Here is a 21,239-nt window from a genome sequence, read left to right as displayed (position 1 = left end):
CAGCTACGCCCAGTTCCACACCGACATGTCGCCGGGCGGGTACTGGTTGCAGATGTCGGTGGCCTTGGCGACGACGCCCTTGTTGTTGAAGAAGATCTTCATGTGGTTGGGCCACGCCACCCAGAGCGGATCGGAGACCGGCGCATAGAAGTTTTCGGAGTAGTTCCTGCGGTCCTCCGGCGACAGTGAGTAGAACCAGTGCGCCTTGTCGATCGTCGCCTGCTGGACGTTGGGGTGGTTGTTGAAGTCGATCATGTACCGCTGGTAGTACACCGGGCTGGTATCCCTGGACGCCGCGAGGATCTGCTCGGCGTCGCAGGTGGTGTTGATCATCCGGCGCGGGATCGGGAAATCTTCGGTGGAATCGGCCGCCGCGGTCGTCGGGACCGCCGCAGCGGCGAAGCCCAATGCGAGGAACATGGCGCCTGCACGCAGGCTGGAGCTGAGCCGAGACATAGAGGCTACGGTAGCACTTTCCGGGTGGCGAAGGACAGGCGGTAGCGAATTCGTAACCTATCTTACTAAGTACCGCTATCAGGGACGATGACGTGCGAGGGGTCCGGGCGGAGCTCCGGCGGGGCCTGACTGTAGTCGCCGAACGGGCCGTCGCGGCGCTCGACTGCTGCGCGCACACCTTGGGTTTCGGCGGTCCTGATGAAGTCGAGGGCGTCAGGGGTATTGCGCATCAGGCCGTCGAGAATGCCGCCCAGCACCTGGGTCGACGCCAGGCCCATGTTTTCGTAGGCCTGGTTGACGATCAGCTTCTGCGCCCGCAATTGGGACAGCGGGATCCGGGCCAGCTCGGCGGCGATCTCGGCCACGCGAGCCTCGAGGCGCTCGAACGGCACCGCCTCGTTGATCAGCTCGACCTCGGCGGCCTGGATACCGGTCAGGGGCCGACCGGTCAACGAGTGCCATTTGACCCTGGCCAGGCTCAGCCGATACAGCCACATGCCGGTGAGGTAGGCCCCCCACATCCGGCTGTACGGGGTTCCGATCACCGCGTCCTCGCTGGCGATCACGATGTCGGCGCACAGCGCGTAGTCGCTGGCCCCGCCCACACACCAGCCGTGCACTTGGGCGATGACCGGTTTGGACGCCCGCCAGATGGCCATGAATTTTTGCGTCGGCCCCGTCTCGCGGGCGGTCACCATCGCGAAATCCTTGCCCGGGTCCCACTTGCCGTCGGTCGTCATCCCCTCGCCCCAGTGCCGAAACCCGCCACCGAAGTCGTAGCCTCCGGAGAACGCGCGGCCGGCGCCGCGCAGCACGATGACCTTCACGTCCGGGTCGCGTTCGGCCAGCCCCACCGCCGCTTCGATCTCGTCGGGCATGGGCGGGACGACCGTGTTGAGCTGCTCCGGGCGGTTGAGCGTGATGGTGGCGATCGGGCCGGCGGCGTTGTAGATCAGCGTCTCGAAGTCGGGTGTCGACATGGCTCAAGCGAAGCCGCTTGATGGTGATGTGTCCAGCGGTCAGAACACTGCTTCACTTGCGGAGCAAGAGTTCGACGCCAATCTCCGCGTTCCGAACTTCCTTTTCCCGGAAAGCAACGTCGGTGAGCATCCGCTCAAACTGCGCTCTCGTATAAGCCCGTCTGAGCAGCATGAACCGAAACGCGGCGAGGGTCATCCAGCGTTCGACCGTGCCCAGGCCCACCGTGTCGAAGTGTCTTTTGATTTCGGACATTGGCACGTCCTTGCGCAAGTCGACGACGAGCGCGATGCCGCCAGGGCGCAACACGCGGTACATCTCCTGCAGTGCATAGTGCGGCTCGGAGAAATTCTTGAACGCCGCACTACAGGTCAAAAGATCGAAGCTCTCGTCCGAGAACGGCATCGCCGAGGCGTTGCCGTGCCGAAAGTCGACCTCGACGCCCGCCTCGGCGGCATTTTTACGCGCCAGCTCCACCATCGTCCGGCTGATGTCGAGCCCGGTCACGCGATAAGTGCCGCGCTTTGCCATTTCGACCGCGAAGTAGCCGGGGCCCGGCGCCACTTCCAGCATGTCGCCGCCTTGCGGCAGCAGCTCGCGCACACGCGCAGCCAGCGTTCGGAAGCGCTCCATGTCCTTGCGGGTGCTCTTGTCATACCAGCGGGCGATGGCGCCCTCCATCCCCATTCCCCGGTACCCTTTGGTCGTCACGGCCGCCACGCGAAGCACTCCTTTGCGGGAATGTATCTTAGTAAATAAGATAGTTAGAGAGTAGGCGAACTGAAGCCGATGTCAAGCTCAAACCGCGCCGCGTTGCACGAGACCGTGATCCGCTGCCTCCGGCAGTTCATCGCCGGAAGCATCCTCAACAACCAGCAGATCGCCGACAGGTTGGGCTTGCGCCTCACCGATATGCAGTGCATCAACGTGCTCGACTTGCTCGGTCCGTCGACCCCTGGCGAGCTGGCCCGCTGCACCGGACTTACCACGGGCGGCGTCACCGTGATGCTCGACCGACTGGAGAAAGGCGGCTATGTCAAGCGGCAGCCAAACCCGCGCGACCGCCGCAGCATTCTGGTGCGTTTGAATCCGGCGAAGTTAAAGAAAATCCGGGCCGTCTATGCGGAGATCGAGCGGCAAATGGAGACCCTCCTGCATGGAATGCCAGAACCCGAACTGCGCTCAGTCGTGAAGCTGTTCTCAAAAATGAACGAGTTTCCGATGGAACGCCCTCGCGTGACTGTCGCGCACAACAGAGTTGAAGCGGCCGGTTCTTGACCGCAGTGGTTGGCGTGATGGCGTCGAATTCCCATCGCCAATAGTCACCCAGGGGATGTGGGCTAGCGCTCCTCATCGGGTGGGTCGGGCTGGCGGTTTTCCGGATTCCACGCGTAGATCCGGTCGCCGATCTTCAGATAAGGCGATGCCAGGTAGGCCGATCCCACCACGATGGCCGAGAAGATCAGCGTCGTCATGATGGCGTTCGGCCACAGCTTGCCCGTCCCGAAGGCGAAGAAGAGGATGCCGAGAGCCGAGGTTCCCCAGTAGAAGTAACGGGCCTTGCGGCGCCCGGCGATGAAGCGAAAACGAATCTGCGCCCAGCCGGCGGCGATCAGGATCAGCCCGGCAAAGACCAACCCGACCTCGATGACGTCGAGGATCTTCATGCCTTGCCTCCCAGGGTCCGCCAGAGGAACGAATAGCTCAGCGCCGACTTGAACGCGATCTGCTCGTTGTCGGCAGCGCCGGCGTGCCCGCCCTCGATGTTCTCGTAATACCAGGCCCGGTGGCCCGCGTCCTGCAACGCCGCCGCCATCTTGCGGGCATGGCCCGGGTGCACCCGGTCGTCGCGGGTGGACGTGGTGAACAGCACCGGCGGATATGGCCGTGTCGAGATGTTCTGGTACGGCGAATATTTGGAGATGAACTCCCAGTCGTCGGGATTGTCCGGGTCGCCGTACTCGGCCACCCAGGACGCGCCCGCGAGCAACAGGTGGTAGCGCCGCATGTCCAGCAGCGGCACGTCGCAGACCAGCGCGCCGAACTTCTCCGGGTATTGGGTGAGCATGATGCCCATCAGCAGACCGCCGTTGCTGCCGCCGCGCGCGCCGAGCTGCTCGACGGTCGTGATGCCGCGGCGCACCAGATCGGTTGCCACCGCGGCGAAATCCTCGGCCACCTTGTGCCGGCCCTCGCGCATCGCCTGGGTGTGCCACCCGGGCCCGTACTCGCCGCCGCCGCGGATGTTGGCCATCACGAAGGTCCCGCCGCGGGCAAGCCAGAGCCGGCCCAGCACGCCGTCGTAGCCGGGGGTTCGGGCGACTTCGAATCCGCCGTAGCCGCTCAGCAGGGTGGGGCCCGGGCCGTCCGCTTTGCGGGGCCGCACCACGAAGTACGGGATCGACGTCCCGTCGTCGGAGGTCGCGAAATGCTGTGCCACGGACAAGTTTTCGGCGTCGAAGAATGCCGGTGCGGATTTTATCGGGTCTGGGTGCCCGTCGCCGGCGGCGCGTAGCAGCCGCGAGGGCGTGACGAATCCGCTGGAGTCCAGAAAGAACTCGTCGCCGGTGTCATCGGCGGTGACGACGACGGTGTTGGTGGCGGCCGGGATGCCCGGCACCGGCTCGCGCCGCCACGTGCCCGGCGTGGCGATCTCCACGCGGCTCGCCACGTCGGCCAGCGTGACGATCAGCAGGCGGTCCTTCGTCCACGCGTAGTGGTTGAGCGCGGTGTGGTCGTCGGGCTCGAACACCACCCGCAATTCGGCTGTGCCGGCAAGGAATTCGTCATAGTCGGCCGCGAGCAGCGAACCCGCGGGGTACACCGTGTCGCGGAAGTACCAGTCGGTGCGCAGCTCGATCAATATCCACTCGCGGTGGATCGACACGCTGGCGTCGGTGGGCGCGTCGATGCGAATCAGCTCGGCGCCCCGCAGTTCGTAGACCTCGTCGTTCCAGAAGTCGAGTGCGCGAAGCAACAGGGTGCGTTCGAAGCCCGGTGTGCGGTCCACCGAGGCGAACACGCGGACGTCGGAAGACGTGCCCTCGAACACGGTCTGCGCGTCGGCCAAGGGCGTTCCGCGCCGCCACCGCTTGATCACGCGGGGATAGCCCGATTCGGTGAGCGAGCCGGCGCCGAAATCGGTGCCCACCAGCACGGTGTCCGGGTCGGCCCAGGCGACCTGCGACTTGGCCTCGGGCAGCTCGAACCCGCCGGCGACGAATTCCCTTGTCGCCATGTCGAATTCGCGTACGATGGACGCGTCCGAGCCGCCCCGCGACAGGGCGATCAGGGCGCGGGTGTGGTCGGGTTCGATGACGCCGGCGCCGGCCCACACCCATTTCTCGTCGTCCGCGCGACCCAGCTCGTCGACGTCGATCAGCACGTCCCACTCGGGGGAGTCGGTGCGGTAACTGTCCAGGGTGGTGCGTCGCCACAGCCCGCGCGGATTGGCGGCGTCGCGCCAGAAGTTATAGAGGTACTCGCCGCGGCGGACGACATACGGGATTCGAGTGTCGGTGTCGAGCACCTCGAGTGCCTCGGTGCGCATCTGCGCGAACCGCGCATCGCAGAATTCGGCGAGCGTCGGCTCGTTGCGCGCCCGGACCCAATCCAGCGCCTCCTCGCCGGTGACGTCCTCGAGCCACAGGTACGGGTCCTCGGCCAAGTGGTCGGGGGTATCGACAGCCTCTGAAGTCATGGAAGCCATTGTGACCCCGGCGGTAGTGTGAGCTGTATCGCAGGAGGACAGAACGAGGAGTGAGAGCAGATGACTGTTTTCGCACGTCCAGGTGCCGCCGGGGCATTGATGTCGTATGAATCCCGGTACGAGAACTTCATCGGGGGCCAGTGGGTCGCGCCGACGGGCGGCCGCTATTTCGAGAACCCGACGCCGGTGACCGGTCAGACGTTCTGTGAGATCGCCAGGTCGGACGAGTCCGATGTGGAAAAGGCGCTCGACGCCGCGCACGCGGCCGCACCCGCCTGGGGCAAGACCGCGCCCGCCGAGCGCGCGTCAATCCTGAACAAGATCGCCGACCGCATCGAGGAAAACAAGGCCGCGCTGGCGGTGGCCGAGGTGTGGGACAACGGGAAACCGATCCGGGAGGCGCTGGCCGCCGACATCCCACTGGCCGCCGATCACTTCCGGTATTTCGCGGCGGCGATCCGCGCGCAGGAGGGCTCGCTGTCTCAGATCGACGAGGACACCGTCGCCTACCACTTTCACGAACCGCTGGGCGTGGTCGGCCAGATCATTCCCTGGAACTTCCCGATCCTGATGGCGAGCTGGAAGCTGGCGCCCGCACTGGCGGCCGGCAATGCCGCGGTGCTCAAGCCCGCCGAGCAGACCCCGGCGTCGGTGCTCTATCTCATGTCGCTGATCGGCGACCTGCTGCCGCCCGGGGTGGTCAACGTGGTCAACGGATTCGGCGCGGAGGCCGGCAAGCCACTTGCGTCGAGCAACCGCATCGCCAAGGTCGCCTTCACCGGGGAGACCACCACCGGGCGACTGATCATGCAGTACGCGTCGCAGAACCTGATCCCGGTCACGCTGGAACTCGGCGGCAAGAGCCCCAACATCTTCTTCTCCGACGTGATGGCCGCGCACGACGATTTCCAGGACAAGGCGCTGGAGGGCTTCACCATGTTCGCCCTCAACCAGGGCGAGGTGTGCACCTGCCCGTCGCGCAGCCTGATCCAGGCCGACATCTACGACGAGTTCCTGGAGCTGGCGGCCATCCGCACCAAGGCGGTCCGGCAGGGCGACCCGCTGGACTCCGAGACCATGCTGGGCTCGCAGGCCTCCAATGACCAATTGGAAAAGGTGTTGTCCTACATCGAGATCGGCAAGGACGAGGGCGCCAAGATCATCACCGGCGGAGAGCGCGCCGAGCTGGGTGGCGACCTGTCCGGCGGCTTCTACATGCAGCCGACGATCTTCGGCGGCAACAACAACATGCGGGTCTTCCAGGAGGAGATCTTCGGGCCGGTGGTGGCGGTGACGTCGTTCAAGGACTACGACGACGCTCTTGCCATCGCCAACGACACCCTCTACGGGCTGGGCGCGGGCGTCTGGAGCCGCGACGGCAACACCGCCTACCGCGCCGGCCGCGACATCCAGGCCGGCCGGGTGTGGGTCAACTGCTATCACGTGTACCCGGCGCACGCGGCGTTCGGTGGTTACAAGCAGTCCGGCATCGGCCGGGAAAACCACAAGATGATGCTCGACCACTACCAGCAGACCAAGAACCTGATGGTGTCCTATTCGCAGAAGGCCCAAGGATTCTTCTGATGGTCCCCGGGGTGGTGATCACCGCGGCTGCTGCCAAGCTCCTTGGGCAGCTACAGGAGCGGCACGGTCCGGTGATGTTCCACCAGTCCGGCGGCTGCTGCGACGGGTCGTCGCCGATGTGCTATCCGATCGGCGACTTCATCGTCGGCGATCGCGACGTCTTGCTCGGCGTGCTCGATGTCGGAGACGGGGTGCCGGTGTGGATTTCGGGTCCGCAGTACCAGACCTGGAAGCACACGCAGCTGGTCATCGACGTGGTGCCCGGCCGCGGCGGCGGGTTCAGCCTGGAAGCGCCCGAGGGGATGCGATTCCTGTCGCGCGGCCGGGTGTTCACCGACGACGAGCAGGCGTCGTTGGCCACGGTCATCACCGGCGCCGACTACGAGCGCGGTGAACGGCCTGCGACACGCGGTCCGGTGGTGGCCGACGCGGCATTGGGGACCTGCCCAACCGCAGTACAGTCGAGAAAGTGATTCCCCTTCCGCGTCCGTGGCTGCTGGCCAGTGCCATGCTGATCGGTTGTGCGGTCGGGTTATTGGCGGCCGTGGCGTTCACCGTCGTGGACCATCCGAGGGTCCGCCCGGACATCGCGATCGCACTCGTGGTGGGCGTTCCCAGTGTGATCGGACTGCTGACGATCGTGCTGTCGGGGCGGCGCTGGGTCACGATGGTCGGCGCGTTCATCCTCGCGGTGGCGCCGGGCTGGTTCGGCGCGCTCGTCGCTCTGCGGGTGGTGGCGGGTGCCTGACTTGCCTGATGAGGACCGGGAGTCCCACCCGCGGACCGAGGCGTTCGTGCCGGACTTCTCCGACGACACCGGCTCACAGCCCGTTCCCGTCGTCGCCGAGCCGGAAACGCCGGCCCCGGAGACGGCCCCGGACGAGGACACCGAGCGGGACGGCGTGACCGAAGCCGGCGGTGCGCCGGTGCAGCCGGTCGCCGTTCCCGGCCGCTACCACTACCTGAAGTGGTGGCAGCTGGTTCTGGTGCTCCTCGGCGTGTGGGCCGTGGCGGCCGTCGTCGGGCTTGGGCTGTTCTATTGGTGGTACCACACCATCGACAAAGCGCCCGCGGTGTTCGCGGTGCTGGTCTACGTCGTCGCCTGCGTGGTGGGTGGCGTGATGCTGGCGATGCACGGCAGGCCGCTGATCTCGGCGCTGTCGATCGCGGTGATGTCCGGACCGCTTGCCGCCGTCGCCGCCGCCGCGCCGCTCTACGGCTATTACTACTGCGAGCGGGTGGGCCACTGCCTGATCGGCGTCATCCCGTACTAGGCCACTAGGGTAGGGGCCGTGACTCACTATGACGTCGTCGTCCTCGGGGCCGGTCCCGGCGGATATGTCGCGGCCATTCGCGCCGCACAGCTGGGCCTGAACACCGCGGTGGTCGAGCCGAAGTACTGGGGCGGAGTCTGCCTGAACGTCGGCTGCATCCCGTCCAAGGCGCTGCTGCGCAACGCCGAGCTCGCCCACATCTTCACCAAAGAGGCCAAGACCTTCGGCATCAGCGGCGAGGCGACCTTCGATTACGGGATCGCCTTCGACCGAAGCCGCAAAGTGGCCGAGGGCCGCGTCGCCGGCGTGCACTTCCTGATGAAGAAGAACAAGATCACCGAGATTCACGGGTACGGCAGATTCACCGACGCCAACACGCTGTCCGTTGAGCTCAATGACGGTGGCACGGAAACCGTCACGTTCGACAACGCCATCATCGCCACCGGCAGCAGCACCCGGCTGGTGCCCGGCACGTCGCTGTCGGAAAACGTGGTCACCTACGAGGAACTGATCCTGTCCCGGGAGCTGCCGGAGTCGATCATCATCGCCGGGGCCGGCGCGATCGGCATGGAGTTCGGCTACGTGCTGAAGAACTACGGCGTCGACGTCACGATCGTGGAGTTCCTGCCGCGCGCGCTGCCCAACGAGGACGCCGAGGTGTCCAAGGAGATCGAAAAACAGTTCAAGAAGCTGGGCGTCAAGGTGTTGACCGGAACCAAGGTCGAGGCCATCTCCGACGACGGGTCGGTGGTCAGGGTGACGGTCAGCAAGGACGGTCGCAGCGAGGAGCTCAAGGCCGAAAAAGTGTTGCAGGCCATCGGTTTTGCGCCCAATGTCGAGGGCTACGGGCTGGAGGCGGCCGGGGTCGCTCTCACCGACCGCAAGGCGATCGGCATCAGCGACTACATGCGCACCAATCTGCCGCACATCTACGCCATCGGCGACGTCACCGGACTGTTGATGCTCGCGCACGTCGCCGAGGCCCAGGGTGTGGTGGCGGCCGAGACCATCGGCGGCGCAGAGACTTTGGCGCTCGGCGATTATCGGATGCTGCCGCGCGCGACGTTCTGCCAACCCAACGTCGCCAGTTTCGGTCTCACCGAGCAGCAGGCCCGCGACGAGGGCTACGACGTCGTGGTCGCCAAGTTCCCGTTCACCGCTAACGCCAAGGCGCACGGCGTGGGCGACCCCAGCGGCTTCGTCAAGCTGGTCGCCGACCCGAAGTACGGCGAGCTGCTCGGCGGGCACCTGGTCGGCCACGACGTGTCCGAGCTGCTGCCCGAGCTCACCCTGGCGCAGAAGTGGGATCTGACCGCGACCGAGCTGGCCCGCAACGTGCACACCCATCCGACCATGTCCGAGGCGCTGCAGGAGTGCTTCCACGGCCTGACCGGCCACATGATCAACTTCTGATCGATGAACACCAGCAAGACCAGCGAGAGGATCGTCGGCGCCATCGGCGGTGTGGCGATCGGCTATGTGCTGTGGCTGGTGGCCATTTCGACCGGGGACAATGCGACGGCGGGCCAGTGGGGTCCGCTCGTGTTGCTGCTGTCGGTGGTGCTGGGAATCTGCGCCGCGGTGTGCGGGTGGTGGCTGCGCCGGCGCGGTAACCAGCTGTGGGCGGCGTTTGCCTTCGGCCTGCCGATACTTCCGGTGGTGCTGACGCTGGCCGTATTGGCCGACGTCTACCTCTAGCTAGCGCGGGTTGTCCAGCGGGATGTCGAGCGCGGACATCGTCGCCGCGAGGCCGTCGTATTGGCTTGCGAGCAAGCAGAATTCGATCAGCTGCCGCCGATCCAGGTGACTCGCCAGCCACTGCCAGGTCGCGTCGGTGATCGTCCGGTCTTTGACGAACTCATCGGTCGCCGTCAGCAGCGCCTGTTGCCGGTCGGTCAGCCCGGATCCGTTCGGCGCATCGGGCCAGGCGAAAATCGTGGCCTGCATGTCCGCGTCCAGACCCGCCCTGCGGGCCATCCGGCGATGGTGCTGCAGCTCGTATTCGCACGAGCGCAGGTGCGCGACCCGCAGGATCACCAGCTCGGTGTCGACCGGCCGCAGCCGCCCGCGCAACAGCCGGCCTCCGTAAAAGGCCCAGGCCCAGAACAGCAATCGGCGCTGACCCAAAGTGGTGAACAGGTGGAACTCGGGTGCTTTCACCGTGCGCGCGCCCAGCTTCGCGATCACCCAGTTGATCGGTCCGAGTTCGCGGAATCCGCCCGACGGGATGCGGCCGACGGGACCTGCCGGGAGCCCGCTCACGCTTGCTTCACCAGATACGGCGACACCGTGCTGCGGTGCTCGTCGAGATCGAGTGCGCGCCCCAGCGCGGGGAACGCCCGTTGCGGACAGTTGTCGCGTTCGCAGACACGGCAACCCGCGCCGATGGGCGTGGCGATATCCCCCGACAAGTCGAGTCCTTCCGAGTAGACGAGCCGGTGGGCGTGCCGAAGTTCGCAGCCCAGCCCGATCGCGAAGGTTTTACCCGGCTGACCATACCGCGCGGCACGGCGTTCCACGGTGCGGGCCACCCACATGTAATTGCGGCCGTCGGGCATCTGGGCGATCTGCACCAGGATCTTGCCCGGGTTGGCGAACGTTTCGTAGACATTCCACAACGGGCAGGTTCCGCCGCTCGAAGAGAAGTGAAAACCGGTGGCGGACTGACGTTTTGACATGTTGCCGGCGCGGTCGACCCGGATGAACGAGAACGGAACGCCGCGCATCGACGGCCGCTGCAGCGTCGACAGCCGGTGCGCGATGGTCTCATAGCTCACCGAGTAGAACGCCGACAGCCGCTCGACGTCGTAGCGGAAATTCTCTGCGACGTCGTGGAATTGGCGATAGGGCAGCACCGCGGCCGCCGCGAAGTAGTTGGCCAACCCCAGCCGGGCCAGCGTGTGCGACTCGTCGCTGGTGAACTTGCCGTCGGTGACCATGCTGTCGATCAGGTCACCGAATTCGAGGTAGGCCAATTCGGCGGCCATCTTGAACACCTGCTGACCCAGCGAGAGGTGATTGCTGATTTCCAGCGTCTTGGTCTCGGGGTCGTAGCGGTGCAGCACGGTGTCGCCGAGATCGATGCGCCGGTTGATGTGCACACCGTGCACCTCGGTGAGCCGCCGGGTCAGCTCGCGGGCCAGGTCGCCGTGATGCAACCGCATCTGGGTGGTGAGGTCCTCGGCGGCGGTGTCCAGCTCGTGCAGGTAGTTCTGGCGCTGGTAGAAGTAGTCGCGCACCTCTTCGTGGGGCATCGTGATCGACCCGGTGCCACTGCCGTCGAAGAACCGCTCCTCGGTGGCGGCGGCCAGCTGTGCGGTGGTGATCCGGTAGCGCCGGTGCAGGTTCACCACCGCGCGCGCCAGGGCGGGATGGGCGCCGACCATCTCGGCGACCTCGGGCGGTTCGACGTCGATGCCCAGGTCGCGATCCATCGTCACCTCGCGCAGCTCGGCGACCAGCCGGGTGTCGTCATGCGGGGCGAAGAAGGTCGCGTCCACGCCGAACACCTCGGTGATCCGCAGCAGCACCGCCACCGTCAGCGGCCGAACGTCGTGCTCGATCTGGTTGAGGTAGCTGGGCGAGATCTCCAGCATCTGGGCCAGCGCGGCCTGACTGAATCCGCGCTCACTGCGCAACTGGCGAACGCGCGAGCCGACGAATGTTTTGGACACCTAACAGAGCCTACCCGGCACTGTGAAGATACGGTTTGCAGAGTTGGCATCGCGTTACGATTGGTTTTTCGGAGATGCCATTTGGCATGATTCCCGGCGGCCCCCCGGTTACCGTGGGGTCCAACGAGGAGCAAGCGGGGGAGCGAAGCCGTGAGCCTGGACAAAATAATGATGCCGGTGCCCGACGGCCACCCCGACGTATTCGATCGCGAGTGGCCGCTGCGCGTCGGCGACATCGACCGCACCGGCCGGCTGCGGCTGGACGCCGCCTGCCGCCACATCCAAGACATCGGCCAGGACCAGCTGCGCGAGATGGGCTTCGAGGAGACCCACCCGCTGTGGATCGTCCGCCGAACGATGCTCGACCTGATCCGCCCGATCGAGTTCCAGGACATGCTGCGGTGCCGGCGCTGGTGCTCGGGCACCTCGAACCGGTGGTGCGAGATGCGGGTCCGCGTCGACGGCCGCAAGGGCGGCCTGATCGAATCCGAGGCGTTCTGGATCAACATCAACCGGGAAACCCAGATGCCCGCGCGCATCGCCGACGACTTCCTGGCGGGCCTACACAAGACCACATCCATCGACCGGCTGCGGTGGAAGGGCTACTTGAAGCCGGGCAGCCGCGACGACGCGACGGAGATCCACGAGTTCCCGGTCCGGGTGACCGACATCGACCTGTTCGACCACATGAACAACTCGGTGTACTGGAGCGTGATCGAGGACTATCTGGCCGCGCATCCCGAGCTGCTGCGGGGACCGCTACGCACCACCATCGAGCACGAGGCGCCGGTCGCCCTGGGCGACAAGCTGGAGATCATTTCGCACGTCCACCCCGCCGGTTCGACCGATCAGTTCGGTCCCGGCCTGGTCGATCGCCCTGTTACAACGCTCACATATACCGTCGGCGACGAGACGAAAGCCGTCGCCGCGCTCTTCTCCCTGTAGCCGATTCGGGCCGCTAAGCGGCCCGCTCAAATTCCGCTGCTGACCTGCGGCTTTGGGGTTACTGGCCGGTAGCTTCTGAAACGGTTCAGTTTCACGCCGCCTTCGCAAGATTTGCAAAAACGGGGAAACGCATTGCGGAAATTGGCAAATGAAACGGGTGGACCGGCATAAACGGCCTGTGCCATGGTCGTATTAGCACGCCAGTGAAGTTGAGCCTCCAGCTACCGCCGGACGGCGGCGTCAACCGTTCACCAATTGCAAAGGAGTTAAGCCCAATGTCTGACGTTGGCACCCCGAAGAGCGCCGAACAGATCCAGCACGACTGGGACACCAACCCGCGCTGGAAGGGCATCAACCGCACCTACACCGCCAAGGACGTCGTCGCCCTGCAAGGCAGCGTCGTCGAGGAGCACACCCTGGCCCGCCGCGGCGCCGAGGTGCTGTGGGAGCAGCTGCACGACCTCGAATACATCAACGCGCTCGGCGCCCTGACCGGCAACATGGCCGTCCAGCAGGTGCGCGCCGGCCTGAAGGCCATCTACCTGTCGGGTTGGCAGGTCGCCGGTGACGCCAACCTGTCCGGCCACACCTACCCCGACCAGAGCCTGTACCCGGCCAACTCGGTGCCGCAGGTCATCCGTCGCATCAACAACGCGCTGCTGCGCGCCGACGAGATCGCCAAGGTCGAGGGCGACCGGTCGGTGGAGAACTGGCTGGCGCCGATCGTCGCGGACGGCGAGGCCGGCTTCGGTGGCGCGCTCAACGTCTACGAGCTGCAGAAGGCGATGATCGCCGCGGGCGTCGCGGGGTCGCACTGGGAGGACCAGCTCGCTTCGGAGAAGAAGTGCGGCCACCTCGGCGGCAAGGTGCTGATCCCGACTCAGCAGCACATCCGCACCCTCACGTCGGCCCGCCTGGCCGCCGACGTCGCCGGTGTGCCGACGGTGGTGATCGCCCGCACCGACGCCGAGGCGGCCACCTTGATCACCTCGGACGTCGACGAGCGCGACCAGCCGTTCATCACCGGTGAGCGCACCAAGGAAGGCTTCTACCGCGTCAAGAACGGCCTCGAGCCGTGCATCGCGCGGGCCAAGGCCTACGCGCCGTACTCCGACCTGATCTGGATGGAGACCGGGACCCCGGACCTCGAGCTCGCGGCCAAGTTCGCCGAGGGCGTCAAGTCCGAGTTCCCCGACCAGATGCTGGCCTACAACTGCTCGCCTTCCTTCAACTGGAAGAAGCACCTGGACGACTCCACCATCGCGAAGTTCCAAAAAGAGCTTGGCGCAATGGGATTCAAGTTCCAGTTCATCACGCTGGCCGGCTTCCACGCCCTGAACTACTCGATGTTCGATCTGGCCTACGGCTACGCCCGCAACCAGATGAGCGCGTACGTCGAGCTGCAGGAGCGCGAGTTCGCCGCCGAGGAGCGCGGTTACACCGCGACCAAGCACCAGCGCGAGGTCGGTGCCGGTTACTTCGACCGCATCGCCACCACGGTGGACCCGAGCTCGTCGACCACCGCCCTGGCCGGTTCGACCGAAGAGGGTCAGTTCCACTAACCTTCAGCGGTGTTCGCCGGGCCCTGCCCGGCCACCAGACGCAGAGTCGCACTTCTGCAGCCCAGTCGATGCGATTCTGCGTCTGCTCGCGCGTTTAGGAGGAAGTAGTGAGCGACGCAGCGATCCAGCGGGTCGGGGTTGTCGGTGCGGGGCAGATGGGGTCCGGCATCGCCGAGGTCTCGGTGCGCGCCGGAGTCGACGTGACGGTGTACGAGCCCAGCGAGGAGCTGATCACGGCGGGACGCAACCGCATCGTCCGGTCGCTGGAGCGTGGCGTCAGCGCGGGCAAGGTCACCGAGCGGGAGCGCGACCGCGCGCTCGACAAGCTGACTTTCACCACCGACCTGAAGGACCTGGCCGACCGCCAACTGGTGATCGAGGCCATCGTCGAGGACGAGGCCGTCAAGGCCGGACTGTTCGCGGAACTTGACCGGGTCATCACCGACCCGGACGCGGTCCTGGCGTCGAACACCTCCAGCATCCCGATCATGAAGGTCGCCGCGGCCACCCGGAATCCTCAGCGCGTGCTGGGTCTGCACTTCTTCAACCCGGTCCCGGTGCTGCCGCTGGTCGAACTGGTCAGCACGCTGGTCACCGACGAGGCCGCGGCCGCCCGCACCGAGGAGTTCGCGAGCGGGGTGCTGGGCAAGCAGGTGGTGCGCTGCTCCGACCGGTCCGGCTTCGTGGTCAACGCGCTGCTGGTCCCGTACCTGCTGTCGGCGATCCGGATGGTCGAGGCCGGTTTCGCGACGGTCGAAGACGTGGACAAGGCCGTCGTCGCCGGGCTGTCGCATCCGATGGGCCCGCTGCGACTGTCCGATCTTGTCGGATTGGACACTCTAAAGCTGATCGCGGACAAGATGTTTGAGGAATTCAAGGAGCCCCAGTACGGCCCGCCGCCGCTGCTGTTGCGCATGGTGGAAGCCGGGCGGCTTGGCAAGAAATCCGGGCAAGGCTTCTATACGTACTGACGGCGCCCGATGTGCTCAGTGCAAGCTACGCAGCACGGCGCCGATCGCGAGGCCCAGCACCAGCAGCGCGCCCGCCTGCCGCACGTGCACCCACGCGAGCGCGGCGTACCACAGCGGCCACACCGGAAACTTCGGTGGCGGTTCGGCGGGTCTCGGGCGGCGGAAGTATGGCCACACCTTCACCAGACGGGGCAGCGCCAACGCGACCACCAGCGCGGCCCAGGGCATCGCGCCGGCGCCGACGGCGATCGCGACCAGCACGTAGAAGCCGACCATCATGCCCAGCGTCACGACGCGGGCGCGCGCCTCGCCGAGCAGGACCGGCAGCGTCCGGATCCCGAGCGGCTCGTCGTACGGGATCTTGTCGATGTGCTTGCCCATCAGCACCGTCGTGCACAGCAAGCCGTAGGGCAGTGAGGCCAGAACGACGTCCCAACCGACCGAGCCGACCGCCGAGTAGTACGTCCCGCACACCATCAGCGGGCCCCACACGACGAAAACGTCGGGCTCACCCAGCCCGCGTTTCTTCAGGCGCAGCGGCGGCGCCGTGTACGCGACGCTGAGCGCGAAACCGCTGAGCGCAAAGGCGATTACGGGCCAACCACGGGCCCATGTCAGCGTCACCAGAATCGCCAGGTCTGCGACGTTCACCAGCAGGATCGCCAGCCCCAGGGTTCGGCGGCTGATCAGCCCGGACAGCACCGGATGCGGGGCGTACAGCGCGCGCGGATAGGTGGCGCTGTCGGTGCCGACCTGCGTGTCGTAGAGGTCGTTCATCAGGTTATTGGCGGTGTGCGCCAACGTGATTCCCAACACGGCCAGCACCAGCCACCGCCAATCCAGGCCCGGCTTGCCCACCGCCAGCAGCGCAGCCACCAGACCGGAGACCAGGGTCATCGGCAGTACCGCCGCGCGGGTGACGACCAGCCACCGCGTGACGGCGTCGACCGGTCCGTCGGGTGGCGGGTTGGTGGTGCGAAGTGCGTATGCCCACGACCTCAACCGTGAGCCCACGCTCGCCTCCGGCATTCCTCGAGCCTAGACCGGCCTCAACGCGACTGCGGGGGAATGATCGGCGACGGATGCGGTTGCGCGCGGAACTTCTCCAGCGACCCGCCGACCTCGACGATCCCGCATAGCGCGTTCCAACTGAGCATGGTCAGGTAATCGATCAGCTCGTCGCGACTCATCCGGGGTTCCGACATCCACGAGTGGGTGGCGAGCTGCACGCCGCCGACGATCAGGTAGGCCCACGGCTCGACCCCGCCGGTGTCCAACCCGACCTGGTTCATGCGCCGACGCATCAGGACCGCGAGCATGCGGGCGATGATTCGTTCGGAGTCGGCGATCACCTTGCTGTGGCTTGCCGAGCTGTTCGCCATCACGAACCGATACGGCTCGGGCTCGTTTGCGACCGTGTCGACGTAGACCCGAATGACCTCGCGGGTCAGGTCGAAGCCGTCCAAGTTCGACGACAGGGCCGCGGCCATGTTGGGAATCAGTGTCGTCTGCGTGAACCGCATCATCACCGCGGTCGTCAGGTCGTTCTTGTCGACGAAGTAGCGGTAGAGCACGGTCTTGGAGACCCCGATCTCGGCCGCGATGTCGTCCATGCTCAGGAAGCGGCCGAGCCGGCGAATCGCTTCAATGGTTCCGTCGACGAGCTCGTTGCGCCGGTCGACCTTGTGCTGATGCCAGCGCCGCTTGCGACCATCCATCTTGACGGTCACAGCCGGTATTTGCTCTGTCACAGTCGCCGATTTCCATTTCCCTAGACGCCCTCGATGATACGGCCTGGGGGGTCCGGTTGGCGGATGGCGGGGCGCGGAGAATAGGCCCCTGGACAGTGCAAGTCACACTAATCGCCCGCGGCGATACATGATGGTGTGGTGGCACACAGAGCCGACTCGCCGGGCTCGCCGGCGCGGGGGCCGGAGGTGATCGCGTCGCCGAGCCCGGCGCGCCGCCCCCACACGTCCCTCGCGGAATCGTTCGCGGGGGCCGATCCGCAGGCCGACGCCGAACGCCGGGTGGCGCTGCGCCGGATGAAGATGGTGGCGCTGGGTTTCCTGATCGGTGCCAGTGGCGTGTTCCTCGCGTGCCGGTGGGCGCAGGCGCACACCACCGCGGGCGTCTGGGTCGGCTACGTCAGCGCGGCCGCGGAGGCCGGCATGGTCGGCGCCCTGGCGGACTGGTTCGCCGTCACCGCGCTGTTCAAGCACCCGCTGGGCATACCCATTCCGCACACGGCGATCATCAAGCGCAAAAAGGATCAGCTCGGAGAGGGCCTGGGCACCTTCGTGCGGGAGAACTTCCTGTCGCCGGCGGTGGTCGAGACCAAGCTGCGCGACGCGCAGGTGCCCGGCCGGCTCGGCAAGTGGCTGTCGGAGCCGTCGCACGCCGCGCGGGTGGCCAGCGAGACGGCGACCATCCTCCGGGTGTTGGTGGAGTTGCTGCGCGACGAGGACGTGCAGCAGGTCATCGACCGAATGATCGTGCGCCGCATCGCCGAACCGCAGTGGGGTCCGCCGGTGGGCCGGGTGCTGGCCACGCTGTTGGCCGAGAACCGGCAGGAAGCCCTGATCCAATTGCTCGCCGACCGGGCGTTCCAGTGGTCGCTGAATGCCGGCGAGGTCATCCAGCGGGTGGTCGAGCGCGACTCGCCGAGCTGGTCGCCCCGATTCATCGACCACCTCGTCGGTGACCGCATTCATCGCGAGTTGATGGACTTCACCGACAAGGTGCGGCGCAACCCCGACCACGAACTGCGCCGTTCGGCGACCCGCTTCCTGTTCGAATTCGCCGACGACCTGCAGCACGACCCGGACACCATCGCGCGCGCCGAAGCCGTCAAAGAGCAACTGATGGCCCGCGACGAGATCGCCAACGCCGCAGCGACGGCATGGAAGACGATGAAACGGCTGGTGCTCGAGGGCGTCGACGACCCGTCGAGCGCGCTGCGGACCCGCATCGCCGACACGGTGGTTCGCGTCGGGGAATCGCTGCGCGACGACGCCGAGCTGCGCGACAAGGTCGACAACTGGATCGTCCGGGCGGCCCAGCACCTGGTCTCGCAGTACGGGGTTGAGATCACGGCGATCATCACCGAGACGATCGAGCGCTGGGACGCCGAGGAGGCCAGCCGGCGGATCGAGCTGCACGTCGGTCGCGACCTGCAATTCATCCGGATCAACGGAACCGTGGTCGGCTCGCTCGCGGGGCTGGCGATCTACGCCGTCGCGCAGCTGCTTTTCTAGCGGTGCTAACAAGTGCTTGCAAAAGCAAGCACTTGTCCGTAGTCTGAGGGCCGTCAAGACCGACCATCGACCCAGGAGTACGCAATGGCACCCGAGGAGAAGCTCTCCGCCAAGGTGTCGACCGCGGCCTCCGAAGTGGCCTCCGACATCGGCAGCTTCATTCGTGACCTGCGGGAAAACGCCCAGGTTTCGGTGCGCCAACTCGCCGAGCGCTCCGGGGTCAGCAACCCCTACCTCAGCCAGGTAGAGCGCGGACTGCGCAAGCCGTCCGCCGACGTCCTGAACCAAATCGCGAAAGCGCTGCGGATTTCGGCCGAGGTGCTCTACGTGCGGGCCGGCATCCTCGAGCCCAGCGAGGCCAGTCAGGTGCGCGACGCGATCATCACCGACACCGCGATCACCGAGCGTCAGAAGCAAATCCTGCTCGACATCTACGCGTCGTTCGCCCAACAAAACGAATCCACCCAAGAGGAGTGTCCGACCGAATCCAACGGCGCCTGACCTGGGCGACGCATAGTCGGCGCGCCGCGCGGTTACCCAGAAGGAAGGGACTCAACCGTTCCAGGCCGTTTGCTGGCTCTGCTGCCCCGATCTGGCGGCCAGCGCAGATGCCACTCGATCATCACTCGACCGACCAAGCAGGAGGTTCTCGCGCAACTTCCACCAGACAGCAGTCCGTAACACCGATAACGAAAGAAATAACGAAAGGAAAACCAATGGCTGAAAACCCGAACATCGAAGACCTGCGCGCCCCGTTGCTCGCCGCGCTCGGCGCGGCGGACCTGGCCCTGGCCACCGTCAACGACCTGATCACCAACCTGCGTGAGCGTGCCGAGGAGACCCGCACCGAGACCCGCAGCCGGGTCGGGGAGCGGCGTGCCCGCCTGGCCAAGCTGCAGGAGGACCTGCCCGAGCAGTTCACCGAGCTGCGCGAGCGGTTCACCGCCGACGAGCTGCGCAAGGCCGCCGAGGGTTACCTGGAGGCCGCGACCAGCCGCTACAACGAGCTGGTCGAGCGCGGCGAGATCGCCCTGGAGCGGCTGCGCAGCCAGTCGGGCTTCGACGACGCGTCGGCGCGGGCACAGGCTTCCGTCGACCAGGCCGTCGAGCTGACCCAGGAGGCGCTGGGCACCGTCGCGTCGCAGACCCGCGCTGTCGGTGAGCGGGCGGCCAAGCTGGTCGGCATCGACCTGCCTGCCAAGAAGGCTCCCGCGAAGAAGGCCCCGGCCAAGAAGGCCCCCGCCAAGAAGGCGCCGGCCAAGAAGGCTGCGGCCAAGAAGTCGTCGGCCAAGAAGGTCACCCAGAAGTAGTCAGATCCCGGGTTGCCCCCGCGGGGGCAACCCGGATCAAGCAGCACACTCGACTCCGAGTTGCCCAGGGGCAACTCGGAGTCGACGTTTTGGACGCCGCCCGCATACCCTTAAGGCGTGAGCCACCTCGTGGGTACCGTCATGTTGGTCTTGCAGATCGCCGTCCTGGTGACGGCGGTGTACGCGTTCGTGCACGCGGCGCTGCAGCGACCCGACGCCTATACAGCCGCCGACAAGCTGACCAAGCCCGTGTGGCTGGTGATCCTGGGCCTGGCCGTCGCGCTGACATCGATCCTGAGCTTCGTGTTCGGCGTGCTCGGCATGGCGATCGCGGCGTGCGCGGCCGGCGTGTATCTGGTCGATGTTCGGCCCAAACTCCTCGAAATTCAGGGTAAGTCGCGCTGACGGGATGAAAGCCCTGCTGGCCTTGCCGGCGGCGGTGCTGCTCGCCCTCGCGGCGGCCGTCCCTGCCGGGGCGGACCCGGGCACGGGCGCGGCAGGCCCCGCTAACCCGTCGTACTCGCCGCCGTTTATCGATCACACCGAATGGATGCAGTGGGGAGGCCTGGCCAGCTTGCGGGTTTTCCCGACGCCCTCCGGGCGGGCGGCCTCGCGGCAGCCCGGAACGTCGGCGGCCGCCGACGAGGCGTGGGCCGAGGTGCTCGCGTCGGCGCCGGACGCCGACACCGCCGGCATGCGCGCGCAGTTCCTGTGCCACTGGCAGTTCGCCGAAACGGCGCAACCGGGCAAGACCAGCTGGAACCTCGAGCCGTGGCGGCCGGTCGTCGACGACACCGAAATGGTCGCGGCCGGTTGTAATCCCGGCGGCCCGGAAGGGCCGTTCTAGTGGCGAACCGACCGAACCGCGCTCAGGTGGCCGCACTGGTCGACCACACCCTGCTCAAGCCCGAGGCCACGGCGGCCGAGGTGGCCGCGCTGGTCGCCGAAGCCGCCGAGTTGGGCGTCTACGCGGCGTGCGTCTCGCCGTCGATGGTGCCGATCGCAACCCAGGCCGGCGATGTGCGGGTTGCCACAGTGGCCGGTTTCCCGTCGGGCAAGCATCTGCCGGCGATCAAGGCGCAAGAGGCCGCGCACGCCGTGGCGTCCGGTGCCAGCGAGGTCGACATGGTCATCGACGTCGGTGCCGCGCTGGCCGGTGAGTTCGATTCGGTGCGGGCCGACATCGAAGCGGTGCGCGCCGCCACCGCCGGAGCGGTGCTGAAGGTGATCGTGGAATCCGCTGTCCTGCTTGGCCATAACGAGCGCACGCTGGCGGCGGTGTGCCGCGCCGCCGAAGACGCCGGCGCGGACTTCGTCAAGACGTCGACGGGGTTTCATCCCGCGGGCGGGGCGTCGCTGCGCGCCGTCGCATTGATGAGCGAAACCGTCGGCGGGCGACTGGGGGTCAAGGCCAGCGGCGGCATCCGCACCGCCGCCGACGCCGTCGCGATGCTCAACGCGGGCGCGACCAGGCTGGGCCTGTCAGGCACCCGTGCCGTGCTCGACGGGCTCGGCTGAA

General features: G+C 66.6%; 25 protein-coding genes. 16 read left to right on the top strand and 9 right to left on the bottom strand.

Annotation, left to right across the window (positions count from 1 at the left end; genetic code table 11):
* Positions 1-3: 3 nt before the first annotated feature.
* From A5744_RS15955 to A5744_RS15945, 3 genes are all read right to left on the bottom strand, one after another.
* Positions 4-456 (bottom strand): DUF5078 domain-containing protein, encoded by a 453-nt coding sequence (locus A5744_RS15955; protein WP_076062590.1) that lies wholly within the window; start codon positions 454-456, stop codon positions 4-6.
* 65 nt (positions 457-521) lie between these two features.
* Positions 522-1,436 carry a crotonase/enoyl-CoA hydratase family protein gene (locus A5744_RS15950; RefSeq protein ID WP_076062588.1) on the bottom strand — a complete coding sequence of 305 codons (915 nt, stop codon included), beginning with the start codon at positions 1,434-1,436 and terminating at the stop codon, positions 522-524.
* A 52-nt stretch (positions 1,437-1,488) separates the two neighbouring features.
* Complete coding sequence (locus A5744_RS15945; protein WP_240563062.1) at positions 1,489-2,154, bottom strand: class I SAM-dependent methyltransferase; 666 nt, start codon at positions 2,152-2,154, stop codon at positions 1,489-1,491.
* 69 nt (positions 2,155-2,223) lie between these two features.
* Here A5744_RS15945 and A5744_RS15940 point away from each other — a divergent pair, with 69 nt between their 5' ends.
* Entirely contained in the window at positions 2,224-2,712 is a 489-nt protein-coding gene (locus tag A5744_RS15940; protein WP_076062585.1) for a MarR family transcriptional regulator, read from the top strand.
* Positions 2,713-2,774: 62 nt separating this feature from the next.
* Here the strand turns inward: A5744_RS15940 and A5744_RS15935 are convergent, their stop codons facing one another.
* Together A5744_RS15935 and A5744_RS15930 are read right to left on the bottom strand one after the other, a co-directional pair.
* Positions 2,775-3,101: a hypothetical protein gene (locus tag A5744_RS15935; protein ID WP_076062583.1), complete on the bottom strand. Its 327-nt coding sequence runs from the start codon at positions 3,099-3,101 to the stop codon at positions 2,775-2,777.
* Entirely contained in the window at positions 3,098-5,134 is a 2,037-nt protein-coding gene (locus A5744_RS15930; RefSeq protein ID WP_083679311.1) for a prolyl oligopeptidase family protein, read from the bottom strand. The genes A5744_RS15935 and A5744_RS15930 overlap by 4 nt, the downstream gene beginning before the upstream one ends.
* 69 nt (positions 5,135-5,203) lie before the next feature.
* Here A5744_RS15930 and A5744_RS15925 point away from each other — a divergent pair, with 69 nt between their 5' ends.
* Genes A5744_RS15925 through A5744_RS15900 form a run of 6 tightly spaced genes read left to right on the top strand, consistent with a single transcriptional unit; the run spans position 5,204 to position 9,699 of the window.
* Positions 5,204-6,727, top strand: a complete 1,524-nt coding sequence (locus A5744_RS15925) for an aldehyde dehydrogenase family protein (RefSeq protein WP_076062580.1) — start codon at positions 5,204-5,206, stop codon at positions 6,725-6,727.
* Entirely contained in the window at positions 6,724-7,200 is a 477-nt protein-coding gene (locus A5744_RS15920) for a DUF779 domain-containing protein (RefSeq protein ID WP_139331386.1), read from the top strand. The genes A5744_RS15925 and A5744_RS15920 overlap by 4 nt, the downstream gene beginning before the upstream one ends.
* Positions 7,197-7,475, top strand: a complete 279-nt coding sequence (locus A5744_RS15915) for a putative holin (RefSeq protein WP_170874506.1) — start codon at positions 7,197-7,199, stop codon at positions 7,473-7,475. The genes A5744_RS15920 and A5744_RS15915 overlap by 4 nt, the downstream gene beginning before the upstream one ends.
* Position 7,476: 1 nt before the next feature.
* Entirely contained in the window at positions 7,477-8,001 is a 525-nt protein-coding gene (locus A5744_RS15910) for a hypothetical protein (protein ID WP_076062793.1), read from the top strand.
* An 18-nt stretch (positions 8,002-8,019) separates the two neighbouring features.
* Entirely contained in the window at positions 8,020-9,414 is a 1,395-nt protein-coding gene (gene lpdA / locus A5744_RS15905; protein ID WP_076062577.1) for a dihydrolipoyl dehydrogenase, read from the top strand.
* Between the two features lie 3 nt (positions 9,415-9,417).
* Entirely contained in the window at positions 9,418-9,699 is a 282-nt protein-coding gene (locus A5744_RS15900; RefSeq protein WP_076062575.1) for a hypothetical protein, read from the top strand.
* Here the strand turns inward: A5744_RS15900 and A5744_RS15895 are convergent, their stop codons facing one another.
* Positions 9,700-10,263: a carboxymuconolactone decarboxylase family protein gene (locus A5744_RS15895; RefSeq protein ID WP_076062574.1), complete on the bottom strand. Its 564-nt coding sequence runs from the start codon at positions 10,261-10,263 to the stop codon at positions 9,700-9,702.
* Positions 10,260-11,675 (bottom strand): acetate metabolism transcriptional regulator RamB, encoded by a 1,416-nt coding sequence (gene ramB / locus A5744_RS15890; RefSeq protein WP_076062572.1) that lies wholly within the window; start codon positions 11,673-11,675, stop codon positions 10,260-10,262. The genes A5744_RS15895 and ramB overlap by 4 nt, the downstream gene beginning before the upstream one ends.
* Before the next feature lie 150 nt (positions 11,676-11,825).
* On the opposite strand from ramB, the gene A5744_RS15885 reads away from it, so the two are divergent.
* The 3 genes from A5744_RS15885 to A5744_RS15875 all read left to right on the top strand — a co-directional run bounded on the left by A5744_RS15885 (position 11,826) and on the right by A5744_RS15875 (position 15,153).
* On the top strand, positions 11,826-12,620 hold the full coding sequence (locus A5744_RS15885; RefSeq protein ID WP_076062570.1) for an acyl-[acyl-carrier-protein] thioesterase: 795 nt from the start codon (positions 11,826-11,828) through the stop codon (positions 12,618-12,620).
* A 275-nt stretch (positions 12,621-12,895) separates the two neighbouring features.
* Complete coding sequence (gene aceA / locus A5744_RS15880) at positions 12,896-14,182, top strand: isocitrate lyase (RefSeq protein WP_076062568.1); 1,287 nt, start codon at positions 12,896-12,898, stop codon at positions 14,180-14,182.
* Positions 14,183-14,289: 107 nt separating this feature from the next.
* Positions 14,290-15,153, top strand: a complete 864-nt coding sequence (locus A5744_RS15875; protein ID WP_076062566.1) for a 3-hydroxybutyryl-CoA dehydrogenase — start codon at positions 14,290-14,292, stop codon at positions 15,151-15,153.
* Positions 15,154-15,168: 15 nt separating this feature from the next.
* On the opposite strand, the gene A5744_RS15870 is transcribed toward A5744_RS15875, so the two are convergent.
* On the bottom strand, positions 15,169-16,182 hold the full coding sequence (locus tag A5744_RS15870) for a prenyltransferase (protein WP_076062564.1): 1,014 nt from the start codon (positions 16,180-16,182) through the stop codon (positions 15,169-15,171).
* Between the two features lie 20 nt (positions 16,183-16,202).
* Positions 16,203-16,904 carry a TetR/AcrR family transcriptional regulator gene (locus A5744_RS15865; RefSeq protein WP_076062562.1) on the bottom strand — a complete coding sequence of 234 codons (702 nt, stop codon included), beginning with the start codon at positions 16,902-16,904 and terminating at the stop codon, positions 16,203-16,205.
* 135 nt (positions 16,905-17,039) lie between these two features.
* Between A5744_RS15865 and A5744_RS15860 the strand changes: the two genes are divergently transcribed.
* From A5744_RS15860 to deoC, 6 genes are all read left to right on the top strand, one after another.
* Entirely contained in the window at positions 17,040-18,410 is a 1,371-nt protein-coding gene (locus A5744_RS15860) for a DUF445 domain-containing protein (protein ID WP_139331380.1), read from the top strand.
* 84 nt (positions 18,411-18,494) lie between these two features.
* On the top strand, positions 18,495-18,911 hold the full coding sequence (locus tag A5744_RS15855; RefSeq protein ID WP_076062561.1) for a helix-turn-helix transcriptional regulator: 417 nt from the start codon (positions 18,495-18,497) through the stop codon (positions 18,909-18,911).
* A 215-nt stretch (positions 18,912-19,126) separates the two neighbouring features.
* The gene (locus A5744_RS15850) at positions 19,127-19,720 is read left to right on the top strand and encodes a heparin-binding hemagglutinin (protein ID WP_076062559.1); all 594 of its coding nucleotides are present in this window, start codon (positions 19,127-19,129) and stop codon (positions 19,718-19,720) included.
* A gap of 117 nt (positions 19,721-19,837) precedes the next feature.
* Positions 19,838-20,125: a DUF2516 family protein gene (locus A5744_RS15845; protein ID WP_040621261.1), complete on the top strand. Its 288-nt coding sequence runs from the start codon at positions 19,838-19,840 to the stop codon at positions 20,123-20,125.
* 4 nt (positions 20,126-20,129) lie between these two features.
* Complete coding sequence (locus A5744_RS15840) at positions 20,130-20,567, top strand: DUF2599 domain-containing protein (RefSeq protein WP_076062557.1); 438 nt, start codon at positions 20,130-20,132, stop codon at positions 20,565-20,567.
* A complete protein-coding gene (gene deoC, locus A5744_RS15835) occupies positions 20,567-21,238 on the top strand; it encodes a deoxyribose-phosphate aldolase (protein ID WP_076062556.1) in 672 nt (223 codons plus the stop codon). The genes A5744_RS15840 and deoC overlap by 1 nt, the downstream gene beginning before the upstream one ends.
* The last annotated feature ends 1 nt before the right edge of the window (position 21,239 follow it).

Origin of the sequence: Mycobacterium sp. IS-1264, assembly GCF_001954195.1 — a bacterium.
GTDB lineage: Bacteria > Actinomycetota > Actinomycetes > Mycobacteriales > Mycobacteriaceae > Mycobacterium.
This window is presented reverse-complemented; position numbering and strand designations above follow the sequence as displayed.